29 protein-coding genes, 3 tRNA genes and 1 pseudogene are annotated in these 25638 nt (G+C 60.0%); 11 read left to right on the top strand and 22 right to left on the bottom strand.

The genetic code is table 11. The annotated features are described in order from the left end of the window. Window positions 1-89: 89 nt before the first annotated feature. Together ACLD9W_RS08640 and ACLD9W_RS08635 are read right to left on the bottom strand one after the other, a co-directional pair. The gene (locus ACLD9W_RS08640; RefSeq protein WP_410841649.1) at window positions 90-527 is read right to left on the bottom strand and encodes a hypothetical protein; all 438 of its coding nucleotides are present in this window, start codon (window positions 525-527) and stop codon (window positions 90-92) included. A 31-nt stretch (window positions 528-558) separates the two neighbouring features. Then, window positions 559-738, bottom strand: a complete 180-nt coding sequence (locus ACLD9W_RS08635) for a hypothetical protein (protein ID WP_410841648.1) — start codon at window positions 736-738, stop codon at window positions 559-561. Between the two features lie 57 nt (window positions 739-795). On the opposite strand from ACLD9W_RS08635, the gene ACLD9W_RS08630 reads away from it, so the two are divergent. Both ACLD9W_RS08630 and ACLD9W_RS08625 read left to right on the top strand, forming a co-directional pair. Then, on the top strand, window positions 796-987 hold the full coding sequence (locus ACLD9W_RS08630) for a hypothetical protein (RefSeq protein ID WP_410841647.1): 192 nt from the start codon (window positions 796-798) through the stop codon (window positions 985-987). Window positions 988-1152: 165 nt separating this feature from the next. Then, complete coding sequence (locus ACLD9W_RS08625; RefSeq protein ID WP_410841646.1) at window positions 1153-2151, top strand: IS5 family transposase; 999 nt, start codon at window positions 1153-1155, stop codon at window positions 2149-2151. A gap of 223 nt (window positions 2152-2374) precedes the next feature. On the opposite strand, the gene ACLD9W_RS08620 is transcribed toward ACLD9W_RS08625, so the two are convergent. The 10 genes from ACLD9W_RS08620 to ruvB all read right to left on the bottom strand — a co-directional run bounded on the left by ACLD9W_RS08620 (window position 2375) and on the right by ruvB (window position 9242). Next, complete coding sequence (locus ACLD9W_RS08620) at window positions 2375-2716, bottom strand: hypothetical protein (protein WP_410841645.1); 342 nt, start codon at window positions 2714-2716, stop codon at window positions 2375-2377. Between the two features lie 135 nt (window positions 2717-2851). Next, entirely contained in the window at window positions 2852-3298 is a 447-nt protein-coding gene (locus tag ACLD9W_RS08615) for a GatB/YqeY domain-containing protein (protein WP_410841644.1), read from the bottom strand. A gap of 93 nt (window positions 3299-3391) precedes the next feature. Beyond that, window positions 3392-3604 (bottom strand): 30S ribosomal protein S21, encoded by a 213-nt coding sequence (gene rpsU, locus ACLD9W_RS08610; RefSeq protein ID WP_009425158.1) that lies wholly within the window; start codon window positions 3602-3604, stop codon window positions 3392-3394. A 320-nt stretch (window positions 3605-3924) separates the two neighbouring features. Then, window positions 3925-4488, bottom strand: a complete 564-nt coding sequence (locus tag ACLD9W_RS08605) for a peptidylprolyl isomerase (RefSeq protein WP_410841643.1) — start codon at window positions 4486-4488, stop codon at window positions 3925-3927. Window positions 4489-4599: 111 nt separating this feature from the next. After that, window positions 4600-5553: a hypothetical protein gene (locus tag ACLD9W_RS08600; protein WP_410841642.1), complete on the bottom strand. Its 954-nt coding sequence runs from the start codon at window positions 5551-5553 to the stop codon at window positions 4600-4602. Window positions 5554-5594: 41 nt separating this feature from the next. Further along, window positions 5595-5816, bottom strand: coding sequence for a hypothetical protein (locus ACLD9W_RS08595; protein ID WP_410841641.1), 222 nt, complete (start codon window positions 5814-5816; stop codon window positions 5595-5597). A gap of 320 nt (window positions 5817-6136) precedes the next feature. Beyond that, window positions 6137-6523 carry a hypothetical protein gene (locus ACLD9W_RS08590; protein WP_410841640.1) on the bottom strand — a complete coding sequence of 129 codons (387 nt, stop codon included), beginning with the start codon at window positions 6521-6523 and terminating at the stop codon, window positions 6137-6139. 56 nt (window positions 6524-6579) lie between these two features. Next, a complete protein-coding gene (gene prfA, locus ACLD9W_RS08585) occupies window positions 6580-7656 on the bottom strand; it encodes a peptide chain release factor 1 (protein ID WP_410841639.1) in 1077 nt (358 codons plus the stop codon). Between the two features lie 104 nt (window positions 7657-7760). Next, the gene (locus tag ACLD9W_RS08580) at window positions 7761-8180 is read right to left on the bottom strand and encodes a hypothetical protein (protein ID WP_410841638.1); all 420 of its coding nucleotides are present in this window, start codon (window positions 8178-8180) and stop codon (window positions 7761-7763) included. 33 nt (window positions 8181-8213) lie between these two features. Further along, window positions 8214-9242: a Holliday junction branch migration DNA helicase RuvB gene (gene ruvB, locus ACLD9W_RS08575; RefSeq protein WP_009425164.1), complete on the bottom strand. Its 1029-nt coding sequence runs from the start codon at window positions 9240-9242 to the stop codon at window positions 8214-8216. Between the two features lie 147 nt (window positions 9243-9389). On the opposite strand from ruvB, the gene ACLD9W_RS08570 reads away from it, so the two are divergent. Next, the gene (locus ACLD9W_RS08570) at window positions 9390-9794 is read left to right on the top strand and encodes an SMI1/KNR4 family protein (RefSeq protein ID WP_410841637.1); all 405 of its coding nucleotides are present in this window, start codon (window positions 9390-9392) and stop codon (window positions 9792-9794) included. 104 nt (window positions 9795-9898) lie between these two features. Further along, window positions 9899-10669, top strand: coding sequence for a DeoR/GlpR family DNA-binding transcription regulator (locus ACLD9W_RS08565; RefSeq protein ID WP_410841636.1), 771 nt, complete (start codon window positions 9899-9901; stop codon window positions 10667-10669). 133 nt (window positions 10670-10802) lie between these two features. Here ACLD9W_RS08565 and ACLD9W_RS08560 read toward each other — a convergent pair whose 3' ends face one another. The 5 genes from ACLD9W_RS08560 to yccS all read right to left on the bottom strand — a co-directional run bounded on the left by ACLD9W_RS08560 (window position 10803) and on the right by yccS (window position 17174). Then, on the bottom strand, window positions 10803-11510 hold the full coding sequence (locus ACLD9W_RS08560) for an epoxyqueuosine reductase QueH (protein WP_410841635.1): 708 nt from the start codon (window positions 11508-11510) through the stop codon (window positions 10803-10805). A 61-nt stretch (window positions 11511-11571) separates the two neighbouring features. Then, window positions 11572-12342 carry a CDP-diacylglycerol--serine O-phosphatidyltransferase gene (gene pssA / locus ACLD9W_RS08555; RefSeq protein ID WP_410841634.1) on the bottom strand — a complete coding sequence of 257 codons (771 nt, stop codon included), beginning with the start codon at window positions 12340-12342 and terminating at the stop codon, window positions 11572-11574. Window positions 12343-12467: 125 nt separating this feature from the next. After that, a complete protein-coding gene (locus ACLD9W_RS08550) occupies window positions 12468-12920 on the bottom strand; it encodes a ProQ/FINO family protein (protein WP_410841633.1) in 453 nt (150 codons plus the stop codon). Window positions 12921-13047: 127 nt separating this feature from the next. Then, the gene (gene recN / locus ACLD9W_RS08545) at window positions 13048-14736 is read right to left on the bottom strand and encodes a DNA repair protein RecN (RefSeq protein WP_410841632.1); all 1689 of its coding nucleotides are present in this window, start codon (window positions 14734-14736) and stop codon (window positions 13048-13050) included. Between the two features lie 224 nt (window positions 14737-14960). Beyond that, window positions 14961-17174, bottom strand: coding sequence for a YccS family putative transporter (gene yccS, locus ACLD9W_RS08540; RefSeq protein WP_410841631.1), 2214 nt, complete (start codon window positions 17172-17174; stop codon window positions 14961-14963). A gap of 33 nt (window positions 17175-17207) precedes the next feature. Here yccS and ACLD9W_RS08535 point away from each other — a divergent pair, with 33 nt between their 5' ends. The 4 genes from ACLD9W_RS08535 (at window position 17208) to pyrI (ending at window position 19671) form a co-directional block, all read left to right on the top strand. After that, complete coding sequence (locus ACLD9W_RS08535; RefSeq protein ID WP_410841630.1) at window positions 17208-17333, top strand: hypothetical protein; 126 nt, start codon at window positions 17208-17210, stop codon at window positions 17331-17333. Then, a complete protein-coding gene (locus ACLD9W_RS08530) occupies window positions 17330-18040 on the top strand; it encodes a hypothetical protein (RefSeq protein ID WP_410841629.1) in 711 nt (236 codons plus the stop codon). Before ACLD9W_RS08535 ends, ACLD9W_RS08530 begins: the two co-directional genes overlap by 4 nt. A gap of 242 nt (window positions 18041-18282) precedes the next feature. Next, window positions 18283-19203: an aspartate carbamoyltransferase gene (gene pyrB / locus ACLD9W_RS08525; protein WP_410841628.1), complete on the top strand. Its 921-nt coding sequence runs from the start codon at window positions 18283-18285 to the stop codon at window positions 19201-19203. A gap of 9 nt (window positions 19204-19212) precedes the next feature. Further along, on the top strand, window positions 19213-19671 hold the full coding sequence (gene pyrI, locus ACLD9W_RS08520) for an aspartate carbamoyltransferase regulatory subunit (protein ID WP_410841627.1): 459 nt from the start codon (window positions 19213-19215) through the stop codon (window positions 19669-19671). A gap of 225 nt (window positions 19672-19896) precedes the next feature. On the opposite strand, the pseudogene ACLD9W_RS08515 reads toward pyrI, so the two are convergent. The 5 genes and pseudogenes from ACLD9W_RS08515 to ACLD9W_RS08495 all read right to left on the bottom strand — a co-directional run bounded on the left by ACLD9W_RS08515 (window position 19897) and on the right by ACLD9W_RS08495 (window position 25170). Next, window positions 19897-20904, bottom strand: a pseudogene (locus tag ACLD9W_RS08515) (IS5 family transposase). Window positions 20905-21052: 148 nt separating this feature from the next. Next, entirely contained in the window at window positions 21053-21778 is a 726-nt protein-coding gene (locus ACLD9W_RS08510; protein ID WP_410841626.1) for a hypothetical protein, read from the bottom strand. Continuing rightward, window positions 21775-22353 carry a hypothetical protein gene (locus ACLD9W_RS08505; RefSeq protein ID WP_410841625.1) on the bottom strand — a complete coding sequence of 193 codons (579 nt, stop codon included), beginning with the start codon at window positions 22351-22353 and terminating at the stop codon, window positions 21775-21777. The genes ACLD9W_RS08510 and ACLD9W_RS08505 overlap by 4 nt, the downstream gene beginning before the upstream one ends. Beyond that, window positions 22350-23387: a Rieske 2Fe-2S domain-containing protein gene (locus ACLD9W_RS08500; protein ID WP_410841624.1), complete on the bottom strand. Its 1038-nt coding sequence runs from the start codon at window positions 23385-23387 to the stop codon at window positions 22350-22352. The genes ACLD9W_RS08505 and ACLD9W_RS08500 overlap by 4 nt, the downstream gene beginning before the upstream one ends. 220 nt (window positions 23388-23607) lie before the next feature. Continuing rightward, window positions 23608-25170, bottom strand: coding sequence for a GH3 auxin-responsive promoter family protein (locus ACLD9W_RS08495; RefSeq protein ID WP_410841623.1), 1563 nt, complete (start codon window positions 25168-25170; stop codon window positions 23608-23610). Between the two features lie 170 nt (window positions 25171-25340). On the opposite strand from ACLD9W_RS08495, the gene ACLD9W_RS08490 reads away from it, so the two are divergent. The 3 genes from ACLD9W_RS08490 (at window position 25341) to ACLD9W_RS08480 (ending at window position 25612) form a co-directional block, all read left to right on the top strand. Beyond that, window positions 25341-25416, top strand: a tRNA-Val gene (locus tag ACLD9W_RS08490). Window positions 25417-25451: 35 nt separating this feature from the next. Beyond that, window positions 25452-25528 (top strand) — tRNA-Asp (locus ACLD9W_RS08485). An 8-nt stretch (window positions 25529-25536) separates the two neighbouring features. Next, a tRNA-Val gene (locus ACLD9W_RS08480) sits at window positions 25537-25612 on the top strand. Window positions 25613-25638: the final 26 nt, after the last annotated feature.

The following is a 25638-nucleotide window of genomic DNA, read 5'->3' as shown; positions in this document are numbered from 1 at the left end:
ACCCGGACAAAGCGGTTCGATGGCTGCCCACTGGGCATCGGATAGGGTATATCTGGTCATATCTGTATGATACTGTGAAAAATTGAATGTCAACAGCCCCTAGAGATAGAGAAACAATCTTTAATAAAGCGAACATTATTTGCTATCCGCATGCCGTGATGACACTCCAAATGCCGCTTTAATCCGGCAAATGCGCCATCAAGCAGATTGGTGGTGTTTGGGATGCTCAAATCGGGATGTTCCTCAAACACAAACAGGTTGCCGATGTTCCGTTTCAGGCTGAAATAGGCGCTGCGTAGTCTGGGATGGGTGTAGTGGGATTTGCCCGTTTCGGGATTCTTCGTGCGTTCGTTGAAGAAGTCTTTGTGCCGTTCGAACCATGCTTTCAGGCTGCTTTCAAAGTCGGCTCTGCGGCTGTTTTTTAGCGTCAGTGACAAGTGCCACAGCTCTTTGCCCGCAGCCGTTTGCGGGTTGCGCGTCAGGTAGCGGCCGACGGTTTTGACTTGGTGAAAATGGCATAGTTGCACGGGAATATCGGGGAATAACTGCGGCAGACCTTTACGGCCGTCGCAAACGATGCTTTAGTATTTCAATGCCTTTGGCTTTCAGACTGCCGATGGCTTCGGCGTAAAGGGCGTTGTTTTCGTTTTTGACTTCGGTAACCGAAAGCGCTTTGCCGCTGATGCTGTCGAACAAAACCATGACGCCGAAACGGCACCCGAAGTAAGTGGTGTCCATCACGATGTTGGCACATTGGGGCGCGGCAAACTGTGCCTTGGGAGCTGCCTTTTTGAGATGGCGAAAAATGGTTTTGCTGCTGCAATGATGAGCAGCTGCCAGCTACGCTGCGGTTTATTTGCTTGCGGTGTAAGCGTGCCAGAGTTGTTGCGGATTGATGTTTTTGCCACCACTGAAACGTTTGCCGCAGCTGTGGCATTTGTAACGTTGTTTGCCGTTTTGTCTGCCGTTTTTTTTGACCTGTTTTGAGCCGCAGAAAAAGCATTTTTTGTGTTCAAAGGTTTTGACCCCGCTTAAAGCCTTGCAGCATAAGGCTTGCAGCGATTTTTAGCACCTTTTTTGTCCTATATGAGACCTTTGCAAAATCCCCCCAAAATCCCCTAAATTCCCACCAAGACATTTAGGGGATTTTCCATGTTCCAGCAAACCGCACAAGCCATGATTGCCAAACACATCAACCGCTTCCCACTATTGAAGTTGGATCAAGTGATTGATTGGCAGCCGATCGAACAGTACCTGAATCATCAAAGAACCCGTTACCTTAGAGACCACCGCGGCCGTCCCGCCTATCCACTGCTATCCATGTTCAAAGCCGTCCTGCTCGAACAATGGCACAGCCTCTCCGATCCCGAACTCGAACACAGCCTCATCACCCGCATCGATTTCAACCTGTTTTGCCGTTTTGACGAACTGAGCATCCCCGATTACAGCACCTTATGCCGCTACCGCAACCGGCTGGCGCAAGACGACACTCTGTCCGAATTGCTAAAACTGATTAACCGCCAACTGACCGAAAAAGGCCTAAAAGTAGAGAAAGCATCCGCCGCCGTCATTGACGCCACCATTATTCAAACCGCCGGCAGCAAACAGCGTCAGGCCATAGAAGTCGATGACGAAGGACAAGTCAGCGGTCAAACCACACCGAGCAAAGATAAAGATGCCCGTTGGACAAAGAAAAACGGCCTCTACAAACTCGGTTACAAACAACATACCCGCACCGATGAGGAAGGCTATATCGGGAAACTGCACATCACCCCCGCCAATACCCATGAGTGCAACCATCTGTCCCCTTTGTTGGAAGGCCTAACCGAAGGTACGACCGTCTATGCCGATAAAGGCTACGACAGTGCGGAAAACCGGCAACATCTGAAAGAACATCGGCTACAGGACGGCATTATGCGCAAAGCCCACCGCAACCGTCCGCTGACGGAAGCGCAAACCAAACGTAACCGATATTTGTCGAAAACCCGTTATGTGGTCGAACAGAGCTTCGGGACGCTGCACCGTAAATTCCGCTACGCCCGGGCAGCCTATTTTGGGCTGATTAAAGTGAGTGCGCAAAGCCATCTGAAGGCGATGTGTTTAAACCTGTTGAAAGCCGCCAACAGGCTAAGTGTGTCTGTTGCCGCCTAAAAGGCGGCCCGGATGCCTGATTATGGGGCGTCCGGGGAGGATTAAGGGGGTATTTGGGTAAAATCAGGAGTGATTGGGGGCGAAAACAGCCGAAAACCTGCGTTTGGGTTCCGGCTGTCGAAGGAAGGGCTTTATGCCGATTTGAGACAGCCGCCCGCAGCAAAGGCCGTCTGAAAGCCCGAAACGGGGTTTTCAGACGGCCTTTTGTGTACCCTCTCAAAAGTTACTGCACGGGCGGCTTATGGGCGCTTTTGTAAGGGATGAGGCTGCTGCGCGAGAGCAGGAGCAGGCAGCCGAGGAGGATCATACCGAAGGCGACGAGGGGGGAGGTGTCGATTGAGTATTCGCTGCCCAAATAGAGCGCAGCGCCGCAGTACATCAGTAGGGGGCCGGCAACGACGGACTGTTTGTTGATGCCGTCGGCCAGCAGCACGAGGAGGCCGAAGGCGGCCAGGCCGATGGCGATCAGGGTGGAGGTGGCGGGCAGAATGTCGGTGGTTTTGAGAAACCACATTGCGCCGATGCTAATCAGCAACAGCGGGAAGAAGAGAGAGGATTGACGCATGGTGCGGTCCTTGTGCGTGTGGCGGGAGGCGGTCTGAACATCCGATGACAGTAGTGCGGATGCGGGAAGGTTTCAAGCGCATTGAAGCTGTTTTCGGAAACGTCATTCCCGCGCAAGCGGGAACGGACTCGGAGTTTATTGCGACAGGGTGGCTTTGACGGCTTTGTTCACTTCGCCCATATCGGCTTTGCCTGCGAGCTTGGCTTTGAGTACGCCCATCACTTTGCCCATGTCGGCGGGCGAGGATGCGCCGGTTTCGGCAACGGCGGCAGCTACTTCGGCGGCTATTGCTTCGGCGGAAAGCATTTCGGGCAGGTAGCGGTTCAGTACGGCGATTTCGGCATTTTCTTTGTCGGCCAGATCCTGCCGTCCGGCTTCGGCGTAGATTTTCGCGCTGTCTTTGCGCTGTTTGATCATTTTGCCGAGGATGGCGGTGATACGCGCGTCGTCGGCTTCGGCGCGTTCGTCTACTTCAAACTGTTTGACGGCGGCGTTGATGAGGCGGATGGTGCCGAGCGCGGTTTGGTCTTTGGCACGCATGGCGGTTTTCATGTCTTCGTTGATTTGCTGTTTCAGGGACATTTCGGGTTTCCTTGTCTCGTTGGGGAGGGCGCATTATAGAAAAACACCGCGCCAAACGAAAGGCGCGGTGTCGGAACGGTAAAGCCGTCGGAATCAGTACATTTTCGGCGGCAGCTGCTGGCTGCGCAGGCGTTTTTGCAGGCGTTTGGCAGCGGCGGCTTTTTTGCGTTTGCGTTCGGTAGTCGGTTTTTCGTAGGCTTCACGGGCGCGCAGTTCGGTCAAGAGACCGGTTTTTTCGATGGCGCGTTTGAAACGGCGCATGGCAACTTCGAAGGGTTCGTTTTCTTTAACTTTGATTGTAGGCATTTTGTTTCCTTTAAATTCTGTGAGGCCGTCTGAAAAGGGCGACGGCGGGTCAAATGGGGTTCGGTAACGCTTTCTGCGGCGGGGCAGGGCGGGTTACGCGCCGTGAGGGACACATCACCTCCTAACAAAGCCGCGCCTTGTGCGCGGCGGCGGGATTCGGTTTGGCCGGGCAGTGCCGACGAAAGCGACGGATTATCCGTGTTTTGCCGCAGTCGGTCAATGTTTTGCTGCGGAAAAAAGGGTTTGAGGCCGTCTGAAAAAACAAAACAGGCCGTCTGAAAGACGGAACGGGGCTTTCAGACGGCCTTTTGCCTGGTTGTTTACTGCAAAACGGTGACTTTGCGGATCACGACGGGTTTGTCGGGGACGTTTTGGTGGAAGCCGTGGTCGCCGGTTTTCACTTTGCCGATGGCACGCACAACGTCCATGCCCGAGGTGACTTTGCCGAACACGGCATAGCCGTAGCCTTCGGGTGTGGTGTTTTTGTGGTCGAGGTTGGGGTTGTCGGCGAGGTTGATGAAAAACTGGCTGGTGGCCGAATGCGGGTTGCCGGTGCGCGCCATGGCGATGGTGCCGGCGGTGTTTTTCAGGCCGTTGGCCGCTTCGTTGGGCACGGCTTTTTCGGTGGCTTTCTGCGCCATGTCGGCGGTGAAGCCGCCGCCCTGGATCATGAAGCCGTCGATAACGCGGTGGAAGACGGTGTTGTCGTAGAAGCCGCTGTGGGCGTAGCGCACGAAGTTGGCGACGGTTTTCGGCGCGCGTTTTTCGTCGAGCGAGAGTTTGATTTTGCCGTGGCTGGTGTCGATTTCGACGGGGGTGTCGGCCTGCGCGGCGGGGGCGGCGCAGAGCAGGGCGGCGAGGAGGAGTTTGGCTGCTTGGTTCACGGATGTTCCTTTCGGTGTCGGATGGTTTGAAAAACAGGTGGCGGAGGCCGTTGCGGCCTGTGCGGGAATGATGTTTCTGAAAACGGCAGCGGTTTTTCAGACGGCCTTTAATCAATCTTCATGCCAAACCCACCAGACCTTGCCGTCCTGCCGTGCGGGTGGGGTATAGTCTTGCCGGCAGAGTTCGGAGAATGCGCGACCTGCGGCGGCGGATGCCCAGTTTTGCAGGGCAGTTTCCAGTTCGGCAGATTGGGCGGCGGGGGCGGTGATGCCGATGCTGCGCTCGGTCTGCCAAGTGTCGGCCTGCTCTACGCTCGGGGCGGCGTCCGTGTGTTCGTGCGGGATGCCGTAGCTGCAACGCAGGCAGAGATAGCGCAGGCTGTGCGTCCAGTCTTCGGCCGTCCAGCCGTGCTGTTCCAGCAGTTCGGTGAGCGCGTGTGCGTCTGCGGCGGCGGGGCAGCGGACGAAGGCGGTGTGGGTCGGGGTTTCAGACGGCCTCCAGCATTCAAAGGCGTTGAATACGTGGACTTCGCCGCCTTGTCCGTCGTCTCGGGTGCCGGTGGGTGCGCCGTCGTGCAGGGCGATGTCGCCGAAACGCCAGCCGCTTTCGGGCAGCGGCACGTTGATGATTCGGGCGCGGACGGGGTCGATGCGGCAGGCGTACACGGTTTCGCCGTCTGCCCACGGGTTGAGGCGGATAACAGCGATGCCGAAGTCGGCGCGGATTTCGCCGCTGCCTTCGGGGATGGCGATGCCGCAGGCTGCCCACATTCGGCGGACGGTGTGCCAGTCGTGCAGGGCGGTGGCGGCGATGGCGGCGTTCCAGTGGGCGGCTTCGTTGAATGCTTCGGCGCATTCGATGGCGCGCAGGTTGGCGGCGAGGGCGGTGTGCCAGTCGAGGCGGTTTTTGGCGGTTAAGCCCTGCATGTAGTGGTAGCCGCTGTCGTCGGGGAAGCGTTTGACCAGCTTGGCGAAGTATCCGGCGGCCTGCGCCAGTTCGCCGCTGTCGAAGGCGGCGTAGGCTTGTTTGTGCAGTTTTTTGTGGCGGCGGAAGGTGGGGGACATGGGCGGGGCTTTCGGTTGGGTTGTTGAGGCCGTCTGAAAAGCTATTTTTGCAGTTCGGCAAACGGCAGGCCGGTTCGTTCGGCAAGGCTGCGGGCAAATTTTTCGGCGCGGCGCGGATCCATGCTTTCTTCAAACAGGATGTCTTCCCCTTCCTGCGGCCGCGGCCAAATCTGCGCCATGTTGCCGTACAGCACGCCGTAAACGATGGCGCGGATTTCGCCTTGTGCAAAACGGCGTTCGGGCTGCCACGATAATTTTTCCAAACAAATTGCTCAATCAACAGGGTTTGGCCGCGCTGGTCGCAGCGGATGCGGCGCATGGTGCGGAACCGGCCTCCGAGTGTATTCCAGCTGAGGATCAGGCAGGTGCTCAATACAAGAAACTGCCGCGACACATTGCCGTGAAACAACTCCGACAGGCAGGCGAGCTACCACAGCACCAATCCGCCCAGCAGCAGGATGTAAACGGGATATTTTCGGGAGCGGACGGAACCGAGATTGATGAAATCGGCAGATTCGGATAGACGCATAGCTTAAGCCTTCTGAAATATCGGTTTATCTCGCGATCAAAGCAGCCTGAAACATTACGCGGCGGCGGATGGGGTTTGGCGCCGCACAGTCCGCACCAGCAACACAACTGAAAATGCCAATAACACGGCACAGATTCCGGCGCAGGCCATCGTGGCGGCATAGCTTTCCTGTATGTATGCGGCATACATGGCGCCAGCCTGCGCGGCCAGCAGCACAATCCCCCAGCGGAAAAGTTTTTCCTGCTTGAAACGCAGCGCCAGCAGAGGCTGCCACATACAGACAAAGGCAATGCAGCTCCAAGCACACATCATCAGCTCTTCCGATACCCGCCAGTCGTCCGCTATATAGATCAACAGAAAATTCATCAGAATTTCCAGCAGCAAGCCCAAAGAAACCATGCCCCAGCAAAACAGCCAGCCGGCTTTTTTATAGTCAGTCATGTTTGTCTCCTGATTTTTCACCATCATTCAAATCTGTTTTCAGACGGCCTTTGCGTTTAATCCCCCATCGCCGCCAACAATTCCGCCTGATGCTCGGCAATCAGCGCGGACGTAATCTCTTCCATATCGCCGTCCATCACAAAATCGAGTTTGTGCAGCGTGAGGTTGATGCGGTGGTCGGTAACGCGGCCTTGCGGGTAGTTGTAGGTGCGGATGCGCTCGCTTCTGTCGCCGCTGCCGATGAGCGATTTGCGTTCGGCGGCTTCTTTGGCTTGGGCTTCGCGTTTTTGCGCGTCGTTCAGGCGGGCGGCCAGCACTCTCATGGCCTGGGCTTTGTTGGCGTGCTGGCTGCGGCCGTCCTGGCATTCGACTACCATGCCGCTGGGCAGGTGGGTGATGCGCACGGCGGAGTCGGTTTTGTTGATGTGCTGGCCGCCCGCGCCCGATGCGCGGAAGGTGTCAATGCGCAAATCGGCGGGGTTGAGTTGAATTTCTTCCAACTCGTCCGCTTCGGGCATCACGGCGACGGTGCAGGCGGATGTGTGGATGCGCCCTTGGCTTTCGGTCGCGGGCACGCGCTGCACGCGGTGGCCGCCGCTTTCAAATTTGAGTTTGCTGTATGCGCCCAGCCCGATCAGCCGCACGATCACTTCTTTGTATCCGCCCAAATCGCTTTCGTTGGCGGAGACGATTTCCACCTGCCAGCGGTTGCGCTCGGCGTAGCGACTGTACATGCGCAGCAAATCGCCGGCAAACAGCGCGGCTTCGTCGCCGCCTGTTCCTGCGCGGATTTCTATGAAGATGTTTTTGTCGTCGTCGGCGTCTTTGGGCAGCAAGAGTTTTTGCAACTCGGTGTCCAAGGTTTCCATGCGCGCTTTGGCCGCTTCGATTTCCTCAAAGGCAAAGTCTTTCATTTCGGGGTCGGATAGCATTTCTTGCGCGTCGGCGATGTCGTTTTGCGCTTGGGTGTAGCGTTGGAAGGTTTCGACTACGGGGGTCAGCTCGGCGTGTTCGCACGTGAGCCTGCGGTAGTTGTCCATATCGGCGGTGGCTTCGGGCGAACCGAGCAGCGCGGTAACTTCTTCGAGGCGGTCGGCGAGGGTTTGCAGTTTGTCTAAAATCGAGGATTTCATGGGGTGTCCGGTTTTGAATAGTGAGGCCGTCTGAAAACGCTTTTTCAGACGGCCTGAAACGGCGCGGATTATAGCAGCTTTGCGGCGGGCGGTTTTCAGACGGCCTATAAGCCGTACAGGGGAATGTCCAGCTCGAAGGGCGACAGCAGCAGCGACGAGCCGCCGGTGTATTCGCTGTCTTTAAGGTGGAACAGCACGCAGCCCAGCGTCCAGCGTTTGTCGAGTGGCGCGTCGGGTTCGTAATCAAAGCTGATGCCCTGCCGCCGTTCGTATTGGGCGATGCCGTCTTTTAAGACGGCGGTGAGGACGAAAGGCGGCAGCCACAGGGCGTTTATCGGGATGCTTGGCATTTTGTCGACGGGGACGCGGGCGGAAAACCGTATGCGTACCGCCGCTTCGTAGGCGGCGTAGTTTTCCAGGCATTCGCGCGGGTCGCGCATAAAGCCGTAGCAGTCGATAAATTCGTAGTCATAAAGGAAAAACGAGGCGACGGCTTCGGGCGGATAGGGCAGTTTCAGTTTCACGGCGACTGCTCCGTTTTTTGTTTTCAGACGGCCTTATTCCGCTTTCAAACCGAAATGCAGGCGGCAGATTTCGGTGGCGACGCGGCCGCGCGGGGTGCGTTGCAGAAAGCCCTGCTGGATAAGGTAGGGTTCGATCACGTCTTCGATGGTGTCGGACGATTCGCCGATGGCGGCGGCGATGTTGTCGAGGCCGACGGGGCCGCCGCCGAATTTGTGCAGCACGGCTTCGAGGAATTTCCTGTCCATCACGTCCAGCCCGACGGCGTCCACGTCGAGCAGCGAGAGGGCGGCGTCGGCAGTGTCGGCGGCGATGCGGCCGCTGCCTTTCACTTCGGCGTAGTCGCGCACGCGGCGCAACAGGCGGTTGGCGATGCGCGGCGTGCCGCGGCTGCGGCGGGCGATTTCCAGCGCGCCGCCTTCGTCCATGTCGAGCTGCAAAAGCTGGGCGGAGCGGGAAACGATGGTGGAGAGGTCGGCATGGTTGTAGAACTCGAGGCGGGCGACGATGCCGAAGCGGTCGCGCAGCGGATTGGTGAGCATACCGGCGCGGGTGGTGGCGCCGACGAGGGTGAAGGGCGGCAGGTCGATTTTCACCGAACGCGCGGCCGGCCCTTCGCCGATCATGATGTCGAGTTGGTAGTCTTCGAGGGCGGGATAGAGGATTTCTTCGACGACGGGGCTGAGGCGGTGGATTTCGTCGATAAACAGCACATCGTGCGGGTCGAGGTTGGTCAAGAGCGCGGCCAAGTCGCCTGCGCGTTCGAGCACGGGGCCGCTGGTCTGGCGCAGGTTGACGCCCAGTTCTTTGGCGATGATGTGGGCGAGGGTGGTTTTGCCCAGCCCGGGCGGGCCGAACAACAGGGTGTGGTCGAGCGCCTCGCCGCGTTTTTTCGCCGCCTGGATGAAGATTTCGAGCTGTTCTTTGGCCTTGTGCTGGCCGATGTAGTCGGCAAGGAATTTGGGGCGCAGGGCGCGTTCGATTTGTTCTTCCTGCGAAGAGAGCGTTTGCGCGGTAATGATGCGTTCGGGCGCGGCGGCGGTGAGATTGTCGGTGTGCAGCATGGCGGTCGGGCGAAAAAAGCAAAGCGCGTATGATAGCGGAAGGCGGCTGAGGCCGTCTGAAAAAATCGCCCTGCCGCCGACACGCGGCGCAGCCGTGCTGCTATCATCCGCGTTTTTTCAGAAACGCCGCCGTAAGGAACCCCTGATATGGACGCACAACAACACACCCTTCCCGCAGGCTATGCCGCCTTTGCCGAAGCATTCAAATACGGAGGCCGTCTGAAAGCCGGTTGCGACGCCTTCGGCAAACCCTTGGAAAGCGAAATCGGCAGCATCCTGACACCGGAAGAAACCGCCGCCGAAGGCGCGCGCGAGCTGTCATTTTTTCTCGACAGCTTCGATGAAGAAGACATGAGTGCCGCAGAAAAAGAAGGCCGTCTGAAAACCCTGGTTTGTTTCGCCGCCGACGGCGCGGGCAACCCGTTTTTCATGGATTTCTCCCGTTCGCCAAGCCGCCCGTCCGTGTTTTATTGGGACGACGCGAAACTGGTTCTGCGTACCCTGTCCGACAATATCGAAGACTTTTTCGCCTTGTTCGAGCCCGAAGACTGAAAAGTTTTTCAGACGGCCTCAAACAAACACAGGCCGTTCCCGCCCGTGCGGGAATGACGTTTCCGAAATCAAAGCAAACACTTAAACACCAAAAGAAAAACACCATGGCACACAAAATCCACCGACACGAAAAAATCGTCCGCCTCGTGCGCGAACACGGCTTTATGCCGATAGAAGGACTGGCGCGCGAATTGGACGTTACACCGCAAACCGTGCGCCGCGACATCGGCGAACTCTGCCAAAGCGGCCTCCTGCGCCGCTACCACGGCGGCGCGACGCTGGGCGAGGCGGCGGAAAACGACACCTATCTTTTGCAGAAAAACCGCCGCCAAAACGAAAAAGCCCATATCGCCGACCTAATTGCCGAACGCATCCCCGACGGCGCCAGCCTGTTTATGAGCATAGGCGCCACCATCGAAGCCGTGGCCGCCGCCCTGATCAAAAGCCGCAGCAGCCTGCGCATCATCACCAACAACATCCACGTCGCCGCCCTCGTTTCCGGCCGCAGCGACTACACCGTTATCATCACCTCCGGCGTCGTGCGCCCCGTCGACGGCGGCGTCACCGGCGTGGCAACAGTGGATTTCATCAACCAGTTCAAGGCCGACTACGCCGTGCTCGGCGCGGCGGCAATGGAAAGCGACGGCTCGCTGCTCGATTTCGACTACAAAGAAGTGAGCGTGATGCAGGCGATGATGGCCAATGCCCGCACGCGCTATCTGGCCGTCGACCGCAGCCACTCCGGCCGCACCGCCCTCGTGCGCATGGCCTCGGTCACCGAGTTCGACGGCGTCTTTACCGACGAAGCCCCTGCCGCCCCGGTGGCCAAACAGCTCGAAGAAGCAGGCATTCCCTGCCATGTGGCCGAGAAATAGCCGCGCTTTTGCATAACAGAGGCCGTCTGAAAGCCCGATTGCGCGGGTTTCAGACGGCCTTTGTCCGTCAGGCAGATGCAGCCGCAACAAGAGGCCGTCTGAAACGTTCAGACGGCCTCCTGCTTTATCGGGTTTAGCGGTTTTCGTATTCGGTGGATGGGTCGCCGTAATACAGCACGCCGAGTTTGATGGGGATGCGGCCTTGCGATTTGCGGTGGGCGTTGGAATCGCGCAGGGAGTAGGCGCAGCCGCAGTATTCCTGTTGGTAGAAATGTTCGCGTTTGCTGATTTCTATCATGCGCGCGCTGCCGCCGCCTTTGCGCCAGTTGAAATCCCAATAGACCAAATCGTCATAGGGCGCGGCGGCGCGGTGGCCGCAGTCGTTGATTTGCGCCATGTTTTTCCAACGCGAGATGCCCAGCGAGCTGGTGAACACGGGGAAGCCGTGTTCGTGGGCGTATTGGGCGGCTTTTTCAAAGCGCATGTCGAAACACATGGTGCAGCGGATGCCGCGTTCGGGCTCGAACTCCATGCCTTTGGCTTTGGCAAACCATTCTTTGCGGTCGTTTTCGTAGTCGTCGTCTTTGTCGATAAAGGGGATGCCGAATTTTTCGGCAAAGCGCAGATTTTCTTCTTTGCGCAGCATGTATTCTTTGAGCGGGTGGATGTTGGGGTTGTAGAAGTAAATGGTGTAGTCGATGCCGCTGGCGAGCATGGCTTCCATCACTTCGCCGGAACAGGGGGCGCAGCAGGAATGGAGCAGGACTTTTTTATGGCCGCCGGGGGGGACGAGGACGGGGCGGTCGATTGGGGTGACTTCGGGGGTTTGCGTTGTGTTCATGGCGTTTTGATTTTGTGGTTTTCGGAAGGGTTTCAGACGGCCTTTGGCCGTCTGAAAGGGTTTATGTGCTGTGTTTTTGCCGCTTGCGCCAATGCCGCCAGCCGTAGTGGATGTAACCGGAGAGGCTGTAGCCGAGGGCGAGGAGGAAGAGGGCGAGGGCGGGTTTGAGGGTCATGGCCAAGAGGGCGAGCATGACGAGGATGAGCACGAAAAACGGCACTTTGCGGCGCACGTTGATTTCTTTGAAGCTCCAAAAGGGGATTTGTACGACCATGGAGAGGCCGGCAAAGAGGGTGATGAAGAGCGCCCACCATTTGACGCCGGGGAAGTTTTCGACGCTGTGGTTTACCCAGATCAGGCCAACGATAAGGGCGGCGGCGGTGGGGCTGGGCACGCCGATAAACCAGCGTTTGTCGGCTTTGCCGCTGCCGATAAGGGTGTTGAAGAGGGCGAGGCGCAGGGCGGCACAGGCGCAGTAGACGAAGGCGGCGGTGTAGCCGAAGCGGCCGAACTGCCAAAGCTGCCATTTGTAAGCGATGAGGGCGGGGGCGACGCCGAAGCTGACCATGTCGGCGAGGCTGTCGAGCTGTTCGCCGAAGGCGCTCTGGCTGTTGGTCCAGCGGGCGACGCGGCCGTCCATGCCGTCGAGCATCATGGAGATGAAAACGGCGATGGCGGCGTTTTCAAACAGGCCGTGCATGGCTTGGGTGATGGCAAAGAAGGCGGAGAAGAGGGCGGCGATGGTGAATGAGTTGGGCAGGACGTAGATGCCGTTTTCGCGGATGCGGTGGCGGATGGCGGTGCGGTTGTCCGGCTGCGGGGCGTTTGCCATGGGGATACCGTGCGGTTGGTTGGGAAAACGGGCGCGATTATAACCGATTTGCCCGAGGGCGTCCGAACGGCAAAAGGCCGTCTGAAAGGTTTTCAGACGGCCTCACAGGATGCGCTGCGGCGGCTTTATTCTGCGGCGGCTTCCTGTACTGCTTCTGCGGCCGGGGTTTGGGCGGCCGGTTCTGCGGCGGCCTGCGCTTCGCGTTCGGCCTGGCGCTGCGCCTGTTTTTCAAGCGCTTCTTTCACCATCGGGTTTTGCGCGGCAACGGTCTGTTCTTCGGCGCTCACTTCGCCTTTGGCGCGGTTGTTCAAGTCGAAGCGTTTGCCGCCGCGCGCCAGCGATTTGAGGTAGCGCGGGCGGCGGCAGTGGTTGGCCAGCGCGCGCATGATGAGGGCGGGGTCGTATTGCGGCATGGCGGCGACGAGGTCTTGGTCTATGCCCAGTGCGAGGGGTTTGAAGTGTTTGAAGACTGCGTATTTGCCGTAGATGTGGCCGGCGATCATGTCGGTCTGTTTCTTTTTGCTCATGGTCTGCACGGCGGAACGGAGTGCCGCGCCCAAAGCGGTTTCGTGTGTCATGTTTTTGTATTCCTAAAATAAGCGGCAGATCGAAAAACGGGCGGCATTGTAGCCCAAAGGTGTGTTTTGGTTAAGCGCTTTTGCAACAAGGCCGTCTGAACGGTTTGGCGCGGGCGGCCGGATTTTTTCAGACGGCCTCTGTGTCCGAATGCGGCCGCTCTGCGGCGTTGGCGAGCATTTCGGCGGCGTGACTGAGGGTGGTGGCGGTGATGGTTTCGCCGCCGAGCATGCGGGCGATTTCGCCGGTGCGTCCTGCTTCGTCGAGTACGCGGATGCTGCTGACGGTTTGTTCACTGTCGCTGTTTTTGCTGACCTGCCAGTGGTGTTCGCCGCAGGCGGCCACCTGCGGCAGGTGGGTGACGGCCAGCACTTGGTGCGCGGTGCCGAGGCGGCGCAGGGCGCGGCCGACGGTTTCGGCAACGCCGCCGCCGATGCCGGTGTCCACTTCGTCGAAAATCAGGGTGGGGATACGGGTGTGGCGGCCTGCGGCCACTTGCAGCGACAGGCTGATGCGGGCGAGTTCGCCGCCCGATGCCACTTTGTTCAGCGGCCGCAGCGGACTGCCTTTGTTGGCGGATACTTGGTATTGGATGTGTTCGAGGCCGTGGGCGGTGGGGGAGGCAGGCACGAGTTCAATGGCAAACTGCGCGCCCTTCATTGCCAGATGCTGCATATTTTCGGTGACTTCTTCGGCCAGGCGCAGGGCGGCGGCGCGGCGTTCGGCAGACAGGCGCTCGGCCACTTCGGCATATTCGCGGTCGCGCTCGCGGGCGGCGGCTTCGAGGGCTTGGGTGTCGGCGGCAGCTTCGAGGCGTTGTAGGGCGGCTTCGGTTTCTTCGAGCTTGGCGGGCAGCTCCTGCGGCTCGATGCGGTATTTGCGCGCCATGGACATGAGTTCGCCCATGCGCTCTTCCTGCGCAGCCAGTTCGGCGGGGTCGAGTTCGGTGCGCGAGGCGACACCGCGCACGGCGGCGGCGGCTTCGCCCAGTTCGGCTTCGACGCTGGCGAGCAGTTCGAGGGCTTCGGCAAAGCGCGGTTCGATGCCGCTGAGGCTTTCGAGGTTTTTCTGACAACGGTAGACGTAGTATTGCAGGCCGCGTTCGCCGTCGATGATGTCTTCCACTTCGCGCGCCGTCTGCACTAGCTCGGCGGCGTGGGCGAGGCTGTCGTGGCTTTGGCTGAGGCTTTCCCATTCGCCGGGGGCGGGGGCGACGCGGGAGAGTTCGCCGTGCTGCCATTCGAGGCGTTCGCGTTCGATTTGCAGCTGCTCGCGCTGTTCTTCGGCGGCTTTGAGTGCGGCAAGCGCCGACTGGCGGGCGCGGTAGGCGGCGGCGACTTCCTGCGCCAGCGGCAGGCAGCCGGCGAAGGCGTCGAGCAGTTCGCGCTGGGCGGCTTCGCGGTTGAGCGACTGGTGGGCGTTTTGGCCGTGGATGTCGATCAGGCGGCTGCCGATGCTTTTGAGCTGGGCGAGGGTGGCGGCCTGGCCGTTGAGGTAGCTGCGGCTTTTGCCTTTGGCGTCGATGATGCGGCGCACGGACAATTCGTCGGCATCGTCGGCCAAAAAGCCCTGTTCGCGCAATTCGTTTTGCAGCTCGGGCATTGCGGAGAGGTCGAACAGGGCTGAGAGGCGGGCTTCTTTCGCGCCGCCGCGCACTTGGGCGTAGTCGGCCTTGTCGCCCAGCAGCAGGCCGACGGCGTCGAGAGTGATGGATTTGCCCGCGCCGGTTTCGCCGGTGAGCACGGTGAAGCCGGGTTGGAATTGGAGGTCGAGACTGTCGACGATAACGAAGTCGTTGAGGGAGAGCGCCAGCAGCATGGGTGTCCTTTTCGGGAGGCCGTCTGAAAGGCGGCGATTATATAGCGGAACGGATTGGGATGTCTGCGCGGCGCTGTGTCTGCGGCTTGGCCGCGCGGCAGGCCGCTTCCGCCGTAAGCCTTCGGGGCGGGGCATAAACGCAGGAATGTCGTTTTTGAAACCTGAGGCCGTCTGAAAACCGATGTCCGTAAGCGGAAACTGTTTTTCAGACGGCCTTTCGGCTTTCAGACGGCCTCTGCCGTTGCGGCCGTCCGAACGGCGCTTTGTCCGCCGCTACCGCCGCCGTTTGCCGCGTCGGGGGTGGTTTGGGTTTGGCCGTTAAGGGCGGGGTAGGCGGGTTCGAGGAGGTCGGCGGTGGCGGCGAGCTGCTGCCAGAGGATGCTGCTTTGTTCGCCGCCGTCCTGCGGGCGCAGGTCTTTGATGGCGGCGCGGATGTCGGCGAGGCGTTGGCGGAAGGCGTCTTCGGGTAGTTCGGGCATGTCTTCCATCAGGGTGCAGACTTGGGCGGCGGCGGGAAAGTAGCGTTGCAGGAAGGGTTGGTGTTCAGGGTCGCGGCGCAGGGTGTCGCGGTAGGCGCCCAAGGCGGAGATGTAGCCGATGAGGGAGTAGTTGATTTTGAGCAGGCGGAAGCCGTCTTGCAGGCGGCTGCCGTATTTTTCCGGCTCGCCCGACATGTCGGACAGGGTGCTGGAGAGGGCGGCGGCGCATTCGTGGCTGCGGCGGCGGGCGGCACGGTAGTCTACGTCTTCGCCGCCGCCGTGTTCGAGGCGTTGGAGTACGCCGCGCAGGTAGGCGGCGTCGGCGGCAACGGCGGCGGCGCCGGTTTTACCCAGTTGCAGGTAGTGCCAGTCGGGCCAGAGGTAGGAGACGGCCGCCCAGGCGAGCAGGCAGCCGATAACGGTGTCGGCCATGCGCATGGGCAGGGCTTGGGTGATGTCGTAGCCGGCGATGGAGAAGCTGATGAGCGCCTGGATGGTGATAAAGAAGGTGGAGTAGCTGTATTTGTTGACGCGGAAGAGGAAGAAGAGGGTGACGCCTGCGGTCATGACCATCAGTTTGGCTTCGAGCGACTGGGTGAAGTAGGGCAGGAGGGAGCCGACGAGCACGCCGCCGAGTGTGCCGGTGATGCGTTGTTTCAGACGGCTTTGGGTGGCGGAGTGGTTGGGCTGGCAGACGAAAACGGCGGTGAGCAGTATCCAGTAGCCGAAGTTGAGGTCGAGCACTTCGACGATGAGGCCGCACACGACGACTATCAGCGCCATGCGTACGGCGTGGCGGAAGGTGGCGGAGCGGGTGTTGAGCTGGGAGAGGATGCTTTTGGCGGCGTCTTTGAGTTTGGCCGAGTCGTGGTGGGCGATGCGCAGGTCGCCGGCGGCGGCTTCGGGTAGACCGCTGTCGAGGTTGGCAAGCTGGTAGTTGATGTTTTGCAGGTTGTCGGCCAAACGTTGCAGCAGGGGCATTTCGGGTGCGGCGGGGTGTTCGGCGGCGTAGTGGGCGGCGGACTGTTTGAGCCCTTTGCCGGCGCGGGCGAGGCGGGGGTCAGGGGTGTAGGTGCGGCCTTCGCGCAGGCTGTCGGCGATGTCGCGGCAGGCTTGGCCTTGCAGTTCCATCAGGCGCAGGAAGCGGAAAATCAGGTCGCTGTTTTTCAGTTTGTCGGCCATTTGGCGGTAGCTGATGTGGCTGGAGCTGGCGCGTTCGTGGATGTCTTGGGCGGCGAAGTAGTAGCGCAGCATGCGGGTGGTGCGCGGGTGGCGGTGCTGGCCACGCATGCGGTAGAAGAGGGCGCTGCGGCAGAGGTTGAAATGGTGGATGACTTGGTTGTTTTTCATGGCCAGGGCGATTTGCCGCTCTTCGATGCCGTCGGCTTCGTCAGGGTCGAAGAAGCAGGCTTTGGCGTCGAGGTAGCCGCCCAGCGCGGTGTAGGCGTTGGCGACGCTCTCCTGTACGGGGCGGTGCGGCAGCAGAATGTGCAGGCCGAGGGTGATGAGGCTGTAAAGCCCCGCGCCGCAGAGAATCATCAGTGGGTTGAGATACCAAGCCGAGGCGCTGTCGGGGTTGTAGGTGAGCGTGGTGTACACGGCCACGGCCAGCGTGCCGAAGGCGATGGTGCGGTAGCGCAGGCCGACGGCGCCTATCATGGTGAAGACAAAGGCCAAAAGCGCCATCACGGGCAGAAACAGCGCGGTGTTGCCCAGCGATGCCTGCACCGACAGCGAAGAGGCGGCAAAGGCCGCCAGCGATACGGCGGTGTTTTTCAGACGGCCTGAGAGGGCGTTGTCCAAATCCACCAGCCCGCCCGCAATCACGCCCAACACCAGCGGGATGGCGAGTTTTTCCAAATGGAAGCGGTAGACCAGCAGGGCGATGATGCCGACAGATAAAAGCGGCGGCAGGGTGGCGATGAATTTGCCGCTGACGGGCGGGGTTTTGAATTTCATGGCGGTGTTTTGGCGGGGTTGGTGCGGGCGCGATTGTACACCGCATCAGGCCGTCTGAAAGCAGGTTTGAGGCCGTCTGAAACGGCGGAAAACGCGCTTTCAGACGGCCTCTTTCGGTGTCATAATCCCGCTCCCCAACCCACCGGAGTGACAACGTGAACAAAATCCGCCACGTCCTGATGCTTGCCCTTGCCGCCGTGCCTGCCGTCGCCGCCGCAGGCGACTGGTCGCAGGACATCACCGTTTACCACCGCACGCCCGACCCGCAGCTCAAACGCGCCCTGGCGCTCACCGATCAGGCTCTGTCTGACCCGATTACCGACAATAAAGCCTCAGCCCACCGCAACCTGTCCGTTTGGGCGGGGCGTGCGCTCTCCACGCAGCCGCAGCAGACGATGAAATGGTGCGCCGCCCTGCAAAAGCGCCATAAAGCCGAAAAAATCGCCCCAATTTTCAAACTGGCGGCCACACCCGACAGCGGCCGCTGCATCACCCAATTGAAACTGAATGGAGAGGCGCGCCAATCCATCGCAAACATCCCCTCCGCCGCGCAGCTGGCCGCCGCCCCGATTTCCCCCGCCTCGCTGGACGACCGCTGGGTGGCGTTTTATGTGACCGGCCAGGCGAAATATGTTGAAGAAATCGCCGCCTATGTTGCCGACAACGCCGGCATGACCGACAAGTTTGCCAAAAAAGAGCGCCGCACGCGCGGCGACGCTTTCAATGCCGTTACCTTCCAGGCCGCCCGCTGGTCGCTGGCCTCCAATATGGCGCAGTATCCCGAAATCCGCCGCATCGTCGACAAATACGCCGCCACACTGCCCGCCGCCAAACGGCAGGCGCTGGATAAAGAATTGAAAAAATAGCTGCTCAGGCCGTCTGAAAGCGGAGTTTGAACAAAGCGGAAACCGCGCTTTCAGACGGCCTCCCCTTATGCGATAATCGCGCCCGTTTTTTCTTCGGACACCGTCATGCAGAACCGCCCCGCCCGCCGCACCTTCCCCGCTGCCCGCAGCGGCCGTTCCGCTTTTCCCATCCCGCCCGCCCTGCGGGCTTTTTAGCGCTTGCGTGCCGCATGAAGGCCGCAAGTTCACGGAAAGGAAATCCCATGCCCAATCCGCTCTACCGCCAAAACATCATCTCCATTTCAGACCTCTCCACCCCCCAGCTCGAACTGCTGCTTCAGACGGCCTTAAAGCTCAAAGCCAACCCGCGCAGCGACCTGCTCGAAGGCAGGCTCATCGGCTCGTGTTTTTTCGAGCCTTCCACGCGTACGCGGCTGTCGTTTGAAACCGCCGTGCAGCGGCTCGGCGGCAAAGTCATCGGCTTTGCCGACGGCGCGAATACCAGTGCCAAAAAAGGCGAAACCCTCGCCGACACCGCCCGCATCATCTCCAGCTACACCGACGCCATCATCCAACGCCACCCCAAAGACGGCGCGGCGCGCGTGTTGGCCGAATTTTCCAAAGTGCCCGTGATTAACGCGGGCGACGGCACCAACCAGCACCCCAGCCAAACCCTGCTCGATTTGGTAACGATTTACGAAACCCAAGGCCGTCTGAACGGCCTCAAAATCGCCATGGCGGGCGACCTCAAATACGGCCGCACCGTCCATTCCCTCTGCCAGGCGCTCAAACGCTGGGGCTGCGAATTTGCCTTCGTCTCCCCGCCCAGCCTCGCCATGCCCGAATACATCACCGAAGAGCTGGAGGTGCAAGGCTGCGCGTATCAGACGTTTGGCAGTCTCGAAGAAGCCGTCGAATGGGCGGACATTCTTTACATGACCCGCGTACAGCGCGAACGCTTCGACGAACAAGAGTTCGCCAAAATCCAAGGCAAATTCAACCTCGATGCCGCCATGCTCGCCGGTGCCAAACCCAATCTGCGCGTTTTGCACCCCCTGCCGCGCGTCGACGAAATCCACCCCGACGTCGATGCCACGCCGCACGCCTACTATTTTGAGCAGGCCACCAACGGCGTGTACGCCCGCATGGCGATTCTGTCGCTGGTGTTAAACGAAGAAGTGTAAGGAGCAAACATGGAACAGAAAAAACTCAGCGTCGAAGCCATCGAAAAAGGCACCGTCATCGACCACATCCCCGCCGGACTCGGTCTCGCCATCCTGCGCCAGTTCAAACTACTGCACTACGGCAGCGCCGTCACCGTAGGCTTCAACCTGCCGAGCAAAACGCAGGGCAGCAAAGACATCATCAAAATCGCCGGTGTTTCCTTCGACGATGCCGCTGCCAACCGCCTCGCCCTCTTTGCTCCCGAGGCGGTGGTCAACACCATCGAAGATTTCAAAGTGGTGGCCAAACGCCGCCTGCAACTGCCCGACGAAATCGCCGAAGTGTTCCGCTGCCCCAACGCCAACTGCGCCAGCCGCAGCGAGCCGGTGAAAAGCCGTTTTTATGTGAAAACGCAAAACGCGCAAACCAAACTCAAATGCCACTACTGTGAAAAAACCTTCCCGCGCGGCGTGTTGTTGGAGGCTTAGGCTTGTCAGAACCGCGACACCGATAAAGGTAAAGGCCGTCTGAAAAACCCTGATTCAGGGGTTTCAGACGGCCTTCTTGAGACCTTTGCAAAAAAGCCCTTCCTTCGACAGCCGGAACCCAAACACAGGTTTTCGGCTGTTTTCGCCCCCAATCACTCCTGATTTTACCCAAATACCCCCTTAATCCTCCCCGGACGCCCCATAATCAGGCATCCGGGCCGCCTTTTAGGCGGCAACAGACACACTTAGCCTGTTGGCGGCTTTCAACAGGTTTAAACACATCGCCTTCAGATGGCTTTGCGCACTCACTTTAATCAGCCCAAAATAGGCTGCCCGGGCGTAGCGGAATTTACGGTGCAGCGTACCGAAGCTTTGTTCGACCACATAACGGGTTTTCGACAAATATCGGTTACGTTTGGTTTGCGCTTCCGTCAGCGGACGGTTGCGGTGGGCTTTGCGCATAATGCCGTCCAACAACTGGTGTTCTTTCAGATGTTGCCGGTTTTCCTTACTGTCATAGCCTTTGTCGGCATAGACGGTCGTATCTTCGGTCAGACCTTCCAACAAAGGCGACAGGTGATTGCACTCATGGGTATTGGCGGGAGTGATGTGCAGTTTCTCGATATAGCCTTCCTCATCGGTACGGGTATGTTGTTTGTAACCGAGTTTGTATAAACCGTTTTTCTTTGTCCAGCGAGCATCTTTGTCTTTACTCGGTGTGGTTTGACCGCTGACTTGTCCTTCGTCATCGACTTCTATGGCTTGACGCTGTTTGCTGCCGGCGGTTTGAATAATGGTGGCGTCAATGACGGCGGCGGATGCTTTCTCTACTTTTAGGCCTTTTTCGGTCAGTTGGCGGTTAATCAGTTCCAGCAATTCGGACAGGGTCTTGTCTTGCGCCAGCCGGTTACGGTAGCGGCATAAGGTGCTGTAATCGGGGATGCTCAGTTCGTCGAAACGGCAAAACAGGTTGAAATCGATGCGGGTGATGAGGCTGTGTTCGAGTTCGGGATCGGAGAGGCTGTGCTATTGTCCGAGCAGGACGGCTTTGAACATGGATAGCAGTGGATAGGCGGGACGACCGCGGTGGTCTCGGAGGTAACGGGTTCTTTGACGATTCAGGTACTGCTCGATCGGCTGCCAATCAATCACCTGATTCAACTTCAATAGTGGGAAGCGGTCGATGTGTTTGGCAATCATGGCTTGTGCGGTTTGTTGGAAGAAGGTGCTCATGAGAAATCCCCTAAATGTCTTGATGGAAATTTAGGGGATTTTGGGGGGGATTTTGCAAAGGTCTCAGGCCGTCTGAAAAGGCCGTCTGAAACCCGAAACGGGGTTTTCAGACGGCCTTTTGTTGCCCGTACGGGTGCGGTGCTCTTGTTTACAAAGCGCCCTGCGCCAGTCCGTCGAGAAAACCGCGCAGGGCGAAGGAGCGCAGGTTTTCGGCTTCGAGCAGGGTGAGACAGACGAGTTCTTCGCCTTCGGCGTGGCGGGGGTTGCGGCGGCGGAAGTAGGCGGCTTCGGGGTGGGCGGCGGTTTTTTCGTTCAGCCATTCGCTTTTCAGGTGGCCTTGCGATTGCGGGTAGCGCACGAGGCCGCTATCGGGGTGGTAGTGCGCGCCGAAGCGGTCGGCGGCGAGGCGGTCGATGAGTTGTTGGATGTCGGGCGGGGTGGGGTGGCGGCGGTTGGGGTAGTAGGTTTTGCTGAATACGTTGAGGTAGCGGTAGGTGCGGTCGCCTTTGACGATTAGGAGCCAGTAGAGCGGGGCGTCGGGCATTTGCGCTTTCAGACGGCCTGCCAGGGCGCACCAGGCCAGCGGCAGGGTTTGTTCGCCCCAAAAGCGGTGGTCGATAACGGTGTCGCCGGAGAAAACGGCGCGGGCGGCGCGGCCGTTGTCGGTGAAGGGGATGGTTTTGAGGGTGGTGAAGCCGCGTATCTGCCCGCCTGTGTCTTCGAGCAGGAGGATGTGGTCTTTTTCGGCGAGGTCGCGGCGGAAGAGTTCGGGCGTGGTGCCGCCGTAGTAACGCTCATAGAGGGCGTAGAGTGCGGCGGTTTGTTGTGCGGACAGGGTTTGCGGGGCGAGGGTGCGGGTGGTGAGTTTGTTCATGGCAGTTTGCGGGTCAGACGGGTCAGCCAATAGGCGAGGGCGGCGAGGAGGAGGGCGGTGGCGGTTTGGTTGGCCAGATGCGGCGTTTCCCAGCCGATAAACCACACTTTGGCGTGCGGGTGGTGGCGGTGGAAGGCGGCGATGTAGGCGGCGAAACAGGTTTCGGCGGCGAACATGGCGGCCATCACGGCAAGGTGGGCGGCGAGCGGGCGCGGGGTTTCGCGGCGGCACAGCCAGGCGGCGGGCAGGAGGATGGCGATGCTGAGCAGGTCGTGGGCGATGCCGTAGGCGTACTGCCAGCGGTTGAGGCCGTACATCAAAACGATTTCGGCGAGGGCGCGGGCGAGCATGGGCAGCCAGAAAAGGAGGTAGGCGGCTTTCAGACGGCCTGAAACGTGTTGGGAGCAGAACACGGCGGGCGGTAGCACCAGCCAGAACAGGACGGTTGCGCCCAGCCACAGGGCTTTGGGCAGGGCGATTTGCCCGCCCGCTGCGGCGAAATGGTTTTGCCAGACATAAAACAGCAGCGAGGCGGCGAGCATGGCAAGGGAGGCCGTCTGAAAGGCGCGTTTCACAAATGCAGCTCCTGTTCGCGCACGATGCCTGCGGCTTCAGGTTCTCCGCCTGCGGCGAGGGTTTGCCGCCATGAGGTGATTTCGGGCATCAGGAGGTCGGCGGCGCTGTTGCAGAAACGCGCGCGGCCGCCGAAGCGGTCGATATTGTCGCGCTGCTGTTTCATCATGGCGACGTCCTGGCCGATGATGAAGTGCGACAGCGGCTCGAAAACGAGGCGGATAAGCGGGTTCAGACGGCCGAAACGGTAGCTGACGACGGTGTGCACTTCGGTGGTGTCGTCGTCGAGCGGCGTGCAGGAGGAGGTGACGATGTAGTGTTTACCGTCGGAGAAGCGGTAGTCGACGCGCGAGGTGGCGGGGGCGATGAAGCGGTCGGTGTGCGACATTTCGGTATCGCTGTTTTGCAGCAGCTTCCACACCAGGCTTTTTTCGCGCGGCTCGTTTGCGTATTCGATTTGCGCGCCGTCGGCATTGCGCCGCAGCAGGGCACGCACGGGTTTGCCGGTGGGGGCGCGGAACCAGGAGTTGTGCACATACACCGCGTGCGGGCAGTCGAGGAAGTTTTCCAAGCACCAGTCGACGGGCGCGGCAAAGCGGGTTTTCATGCGGAAGGTGGTGTAGCCCGCTTCGTTTATGCAGGCGAAGGGCAGCGGCGCGGGCGTGGCGGGCGTGCCGATACACAGCCAGACATAGCCGTCCTGCGCCGTGCAGTGTACGGCGGGCACGCGCACGTCGGGCGTGGCGCAGCCGCACAGGGCGGGAATCTCCGCCAGCCTGCCGTCGCCGTCGAACGACCAGCCGTGGTAGGCGCATTTGAGGCAGCCGTTTTCCACTTTGCCGATCGACAGCGGCACGTTGCGGTGCGGGCAGCAGTCGACAAGCGCGGCATAGCGGCCGCCGCCCTGATGGAAAACGGCGTAGTGCCGCCCGAAAAGCCGCACGGCCTGCGGCTTTTTGCGCACGTCTTTTTCGCGCGCGGCGATATACCAGTAATTGTGCAGGCCGTTGGCGGCGGGAGTGTCGGGAGTGTTCATGAGTTGTTCCTTTTTTCTTTGTTTTCTATGCGTTTTGAGGCCGTCTGAAAGCTGCGTTTTCAGGCAGTTTTTCGTTCTTCAAACTGTCTTTGGGACGCGGAAACCGCGTGCGTCGCGGGGCGGTATATCCTGCTTGTGGTGCAAATTCAGACGGCCTCTGCGGGCTTTGAGGCCGTCTGAAAACTTCCGCTGCCATTATTGACTCTGCGCAGCCGCGCTTTCAGACGGCCTCCCCGCCTTTTGCGACGGGCGGCAGCAGCAGCGGGATTTTGCGCACGGCAAACCGCTGTTCCGCGCGGAAAAAACGCGCCGCGTAAGCCTGCGGGTCGGCGCAGAAGTGCAGCCGCAGGGCGGCGAGCTGGCCGGTGCGGCGGGCGTAGGCGTATTGCGGGTTGGCGCAAAGGGCTTCGTCCAGCCGCGCCGCTAGAGCGGAATGGTGCGCGGTTTGGGCATCGGCCGACAGCAGGCGGTAATACGGCGGATTGTCCTGCACGCCCTGCAACAGGGCGCGTTGCGCCAAATCGGGCGACACGGTTTCCATGGCGGTGCGGATAAAGGCTTCGCTGAGTTTTTCGCCGCACAAATCGCTGCTCAGGCTGCCGCGTCCGACAAATTCGATTTCGGGCACACCGCTGTGCAGCGCGTGCACGCGCACATAATCGCCCGTGTCGTAGCGGTACAGCCCGCCCTGGGTGGTGACAATCAGGCGGTAATCGCCGCCTGCGCGCGTCTGCCAGGCGGGCACGATGCCGTCGGCGCCGGCAAATTCGTAGAAATGGCTGTCTATGGCTAGAAGCGTGGGGAGGCCGTCTGAAAAGCCGTTTTCGTTTTCAGACGGCCTTTCAGACGGCCTCCCCAGCGGAGCAAACGGAATGCTGCCCGCAAACTCCGTCGCCAGCAGCCCTTTGCCTTCAATAAATACATGGGGAAACAGCTGCCGCAGCGCATCGGCGGGCGCGGCGGCGGTGTGGCTTGTCCAGCAGCTGACGGTATCGAGGCGCGGCCAGATGGCGCGGGTGTCGGGCGTGCCGCGCGACAAGGCGCGGGAGAGCAGGGCGCGGCGGCGCGGGTCGGCAACGGTTGCCAGAATATCGTCCTGACGCGTCTGCATGGTCTGCACAAAAAGCAGCAGCATGGTCGGACTCCACACGGAAACAAAGCTCAAATCCGCCGCGCCCAGCAGCAGGCGCGCGCAGGCAAGCTGCCATTCCCGCGCGCTTTGCGCCGACAGCAGCTCGGGCAGAAACAGCACGCGCGGCAGGAGCGCGGCAGCGGTTTCGCGGCCGAAATAGTCCAAATCGCTGCCGCTGCCGATGGGAATGCCGCCTGCGGTGTGCGTGCGGCCGCGCGCGGCGGGGCTGACGATGAAAAACAGCCTGCCCGCAAAGGCCGCAGGCCGCCGCCGCCACACATCCGCCAGCCAGGGCAGAACGGCGCGGCGGAAGGCGGCATAGAGGCTTTCGGTATAGGGAACGAGTTTCGCGCCGCCCGTGCTGCCGCCCGTTTCCTCGAAGCAGACGGGGTTTTCCGTGGTGAGCACGTCCACTTCGCCCGCCGCGGTGCGTTCTATCAGGCTGCGCAAGCCCTCATAATCCGACACGGGCACGGCACGGGCGAAATCTTCGTAGCCGCCGATGCGGGAAAAGCCGTGTCGCCGTCCGAACAGGCTGCCGCCGCCCGAGTGCACAATGTCGCGCAAAACGGCGCGCTGTGCCTCCTGAGGCTGCGACAAGGCCGTCTGAAAACGGGAAAGGGCGGCGGAAAGGGCGGGCAGTGTGGGCATAAGAGGCCGTCTGAAAAAAGCGGGAGACTACAATAAAGCGTGCCCCGCTGAAAAGGGCGCGGGGCGGAAAATTAAAAATACGATAATTCAAGGTATTGAACTGCGCTCCAAAAATAGCGCTTGCGCCACATGCGCGGATTTGGTTTAATCCGCGCTTCGCTGAAAAGCACGGGTGATTAGCTCAGTTGGTAGAGCGTCTGCCTTACAAGCAGAATGTCGGCGGTTCGACTCCGTCATCACCCACCACAAGTTTCCTTTCATTGTCTTATTGACGGTGATGCGCGGTGGTAGCTCAGTTGGTTAGAGTACCGGCCTGTCACGCCGGGGGTCGCGGGTTCGAGCCCCGTCCGCCGCGCCAAAATCATCGGGTGATTAGCTCAGTTGGTAGAGCGTCTGCCTTACAAGCAGAATGTCGGCGGTTCGACTCCGTCATCACCCACCACAAGTTTCCTTTCATTGTCTTATTGA

Source organism: Neisseria sp. WLZKY-1, assembly GCF_046546535.1.
Lineage (GTDB): Bacteria > Pseudomonadota > Gammaproteobacteria > Burkholderiales > Neisseriaceae > Neisseria.
This window is presented reverse-complemented; position numbering and strand designations above follow the sequence as displayed.

Bases quoted from the DNA above. Each gene is read 5' to 3' on its own strand.
- ACLD9W_RS08560 (WP_410841635.1), bottom strand. From the start codon at position 11,510: ATGAACACAACGCAAACCCCCGAAGTCACCCCAATCGACCGCCCCGTC.
- pssA (WP_410841634.1), bottom strand. From the start codon at position 12,342: ATGGCAAACGCCCCGCAGCCGGACAACCGCACCGCCATCCGCCACCGC.
- ACLD9W_RS08635 (WP_410841648.1), bottom strand. From the start codon at position 738: ATGGACACCACTTACTTCGGGTGCCGTTTCGGCGTCATGGTTTTGTTC.
- ACLD9W_RS08590 (WP_410841640.1), bottom strand. From the start codon at position 6,523: ATGACTGACTATAAAAAAGCCGGCTGGCTGTTTTGCTGGGGCATGGTT.
- ACLD9W_RS08565 (WP_410841636.1), top strand. From the start codon at position 9,899: ATGGCACACAAAATCCACCGACACGAAAAAATCGTCCGCCTCGTGCGC.
- pyrB (WP_410841628.1), top strand. From the start codon at position 18,283: ATGCCCAATCCGCTCTACCGCCAAAACATCATCTCCATTTCAGACCTC.
- ACLD9W_RS08630 (WP_410841647.1), top strand. From the start codon at position 796: ATGGCGAAAAATGGTTTTGCTGCTGCAATGATGAGCAGCTGCCAGCTA.
- ACLD9W_RS08550 (WP_410841633.1), bottom strand. From the start codon at position 12,920: ATGACACACGAAACCGCTTTGGGCGCGGCACTCCGTTCCGCCGTGCAG.
- ACLD9W_RS08495 (WP_410841623.1), bottom strand. From the start codon at position 25,170: ATGCCCACACTGCCCGCCCTTTCCGCCGCCCTTTCCCGTTTTCAGACG.
- ruvB (WP_009425164.1), bottom strand. From the start codon at position 9,242: ATGCTGCACACCGACAATCTCACCGCCGCCGCGCCCGAACGCATCATT.
- prfA (WP_410841639.1), bottom strand. From the start codon at position 7,656: ATGAAATCCTCGATTTTAGACAAACTGCAAACCCTCGCCGACCGCCTC.
- ACLD9W_RS08510 (WP_410841626.1), bottom strand. From the start codon at position 21,778: ATGAACAAACTCACCACCCGCACCCTCGCCCCGCAAACCCTGTCCGCA.
- ACLD9W_RS08500 (WP_410841624.1), bottom strand. From the start codon at position 23,387: ATGAACACTCCCGACACTCCCGCCGCCAACGGCCTGCACAATTACTGG.
- recN (WP_410841632.1), bottom strand. From the start codon at position 14,736: ATGCTGCTGGCGCTCTCCCTCAACGACTTCGTTATCGTCGACAGTCTC.
- ACLD9W_RS08625 (WP_410841646.1), top strand. From the start codon at position 1,153: ATGTTCCAGCAAACCGCACAAGCCATGATTGCCAAACACATCAACCGC.
- ACLD9W_RS08570 (WP_410841637.1), top strand. From the start codon at position 9,390: ATGGACGCACAACAACACACCCTTCCCGCAGGCTATGCCGCCTTTGCC.
- pyrI (WP_410841627.1), top strand. From the start codon at position 19,213: ATGGAACAGAAAAAACTCAGCGTCGAAGCCATCGAAAAAGGCACCGTC.
- rpsU (WP_009425158.1), bottom strand. From the start codon at position 3,604: ATGCCTACAATCAAAGTTAAAGAAAACGAACCCTTCGAAGTTGCCATG.
- yccS (WP_410841631.1), bottom strand. From the start codon at position 17,174: ATGAAATTCAAAACCCCGCCCGTCAGCGGCAAATTCATCGCCACCCTG.
- ACLD9W_RS08615 (WP_410841644.1), bottom strand. From the start codon at position 3,298: ATGTCCCTGAAACAGCAAATCAACGAAGACATGAAAACCGCCATGCGT.
- ACLD9W_RS08620 (WP_410841645.1), bottom strand. From the start codon at position 2,716: ATGCGTCAATCCTCTCTCTTCTTCCCGCTGTTGCTGATTAGCATCGGC.
- ACLD9W_RS08600 (WP_410841642.1), bottom strand. From the start codon at position 5,553: ATGTCCCCCACCTTCCGCCGCCACAAAAAACTGCACAAACAAGCCTAC.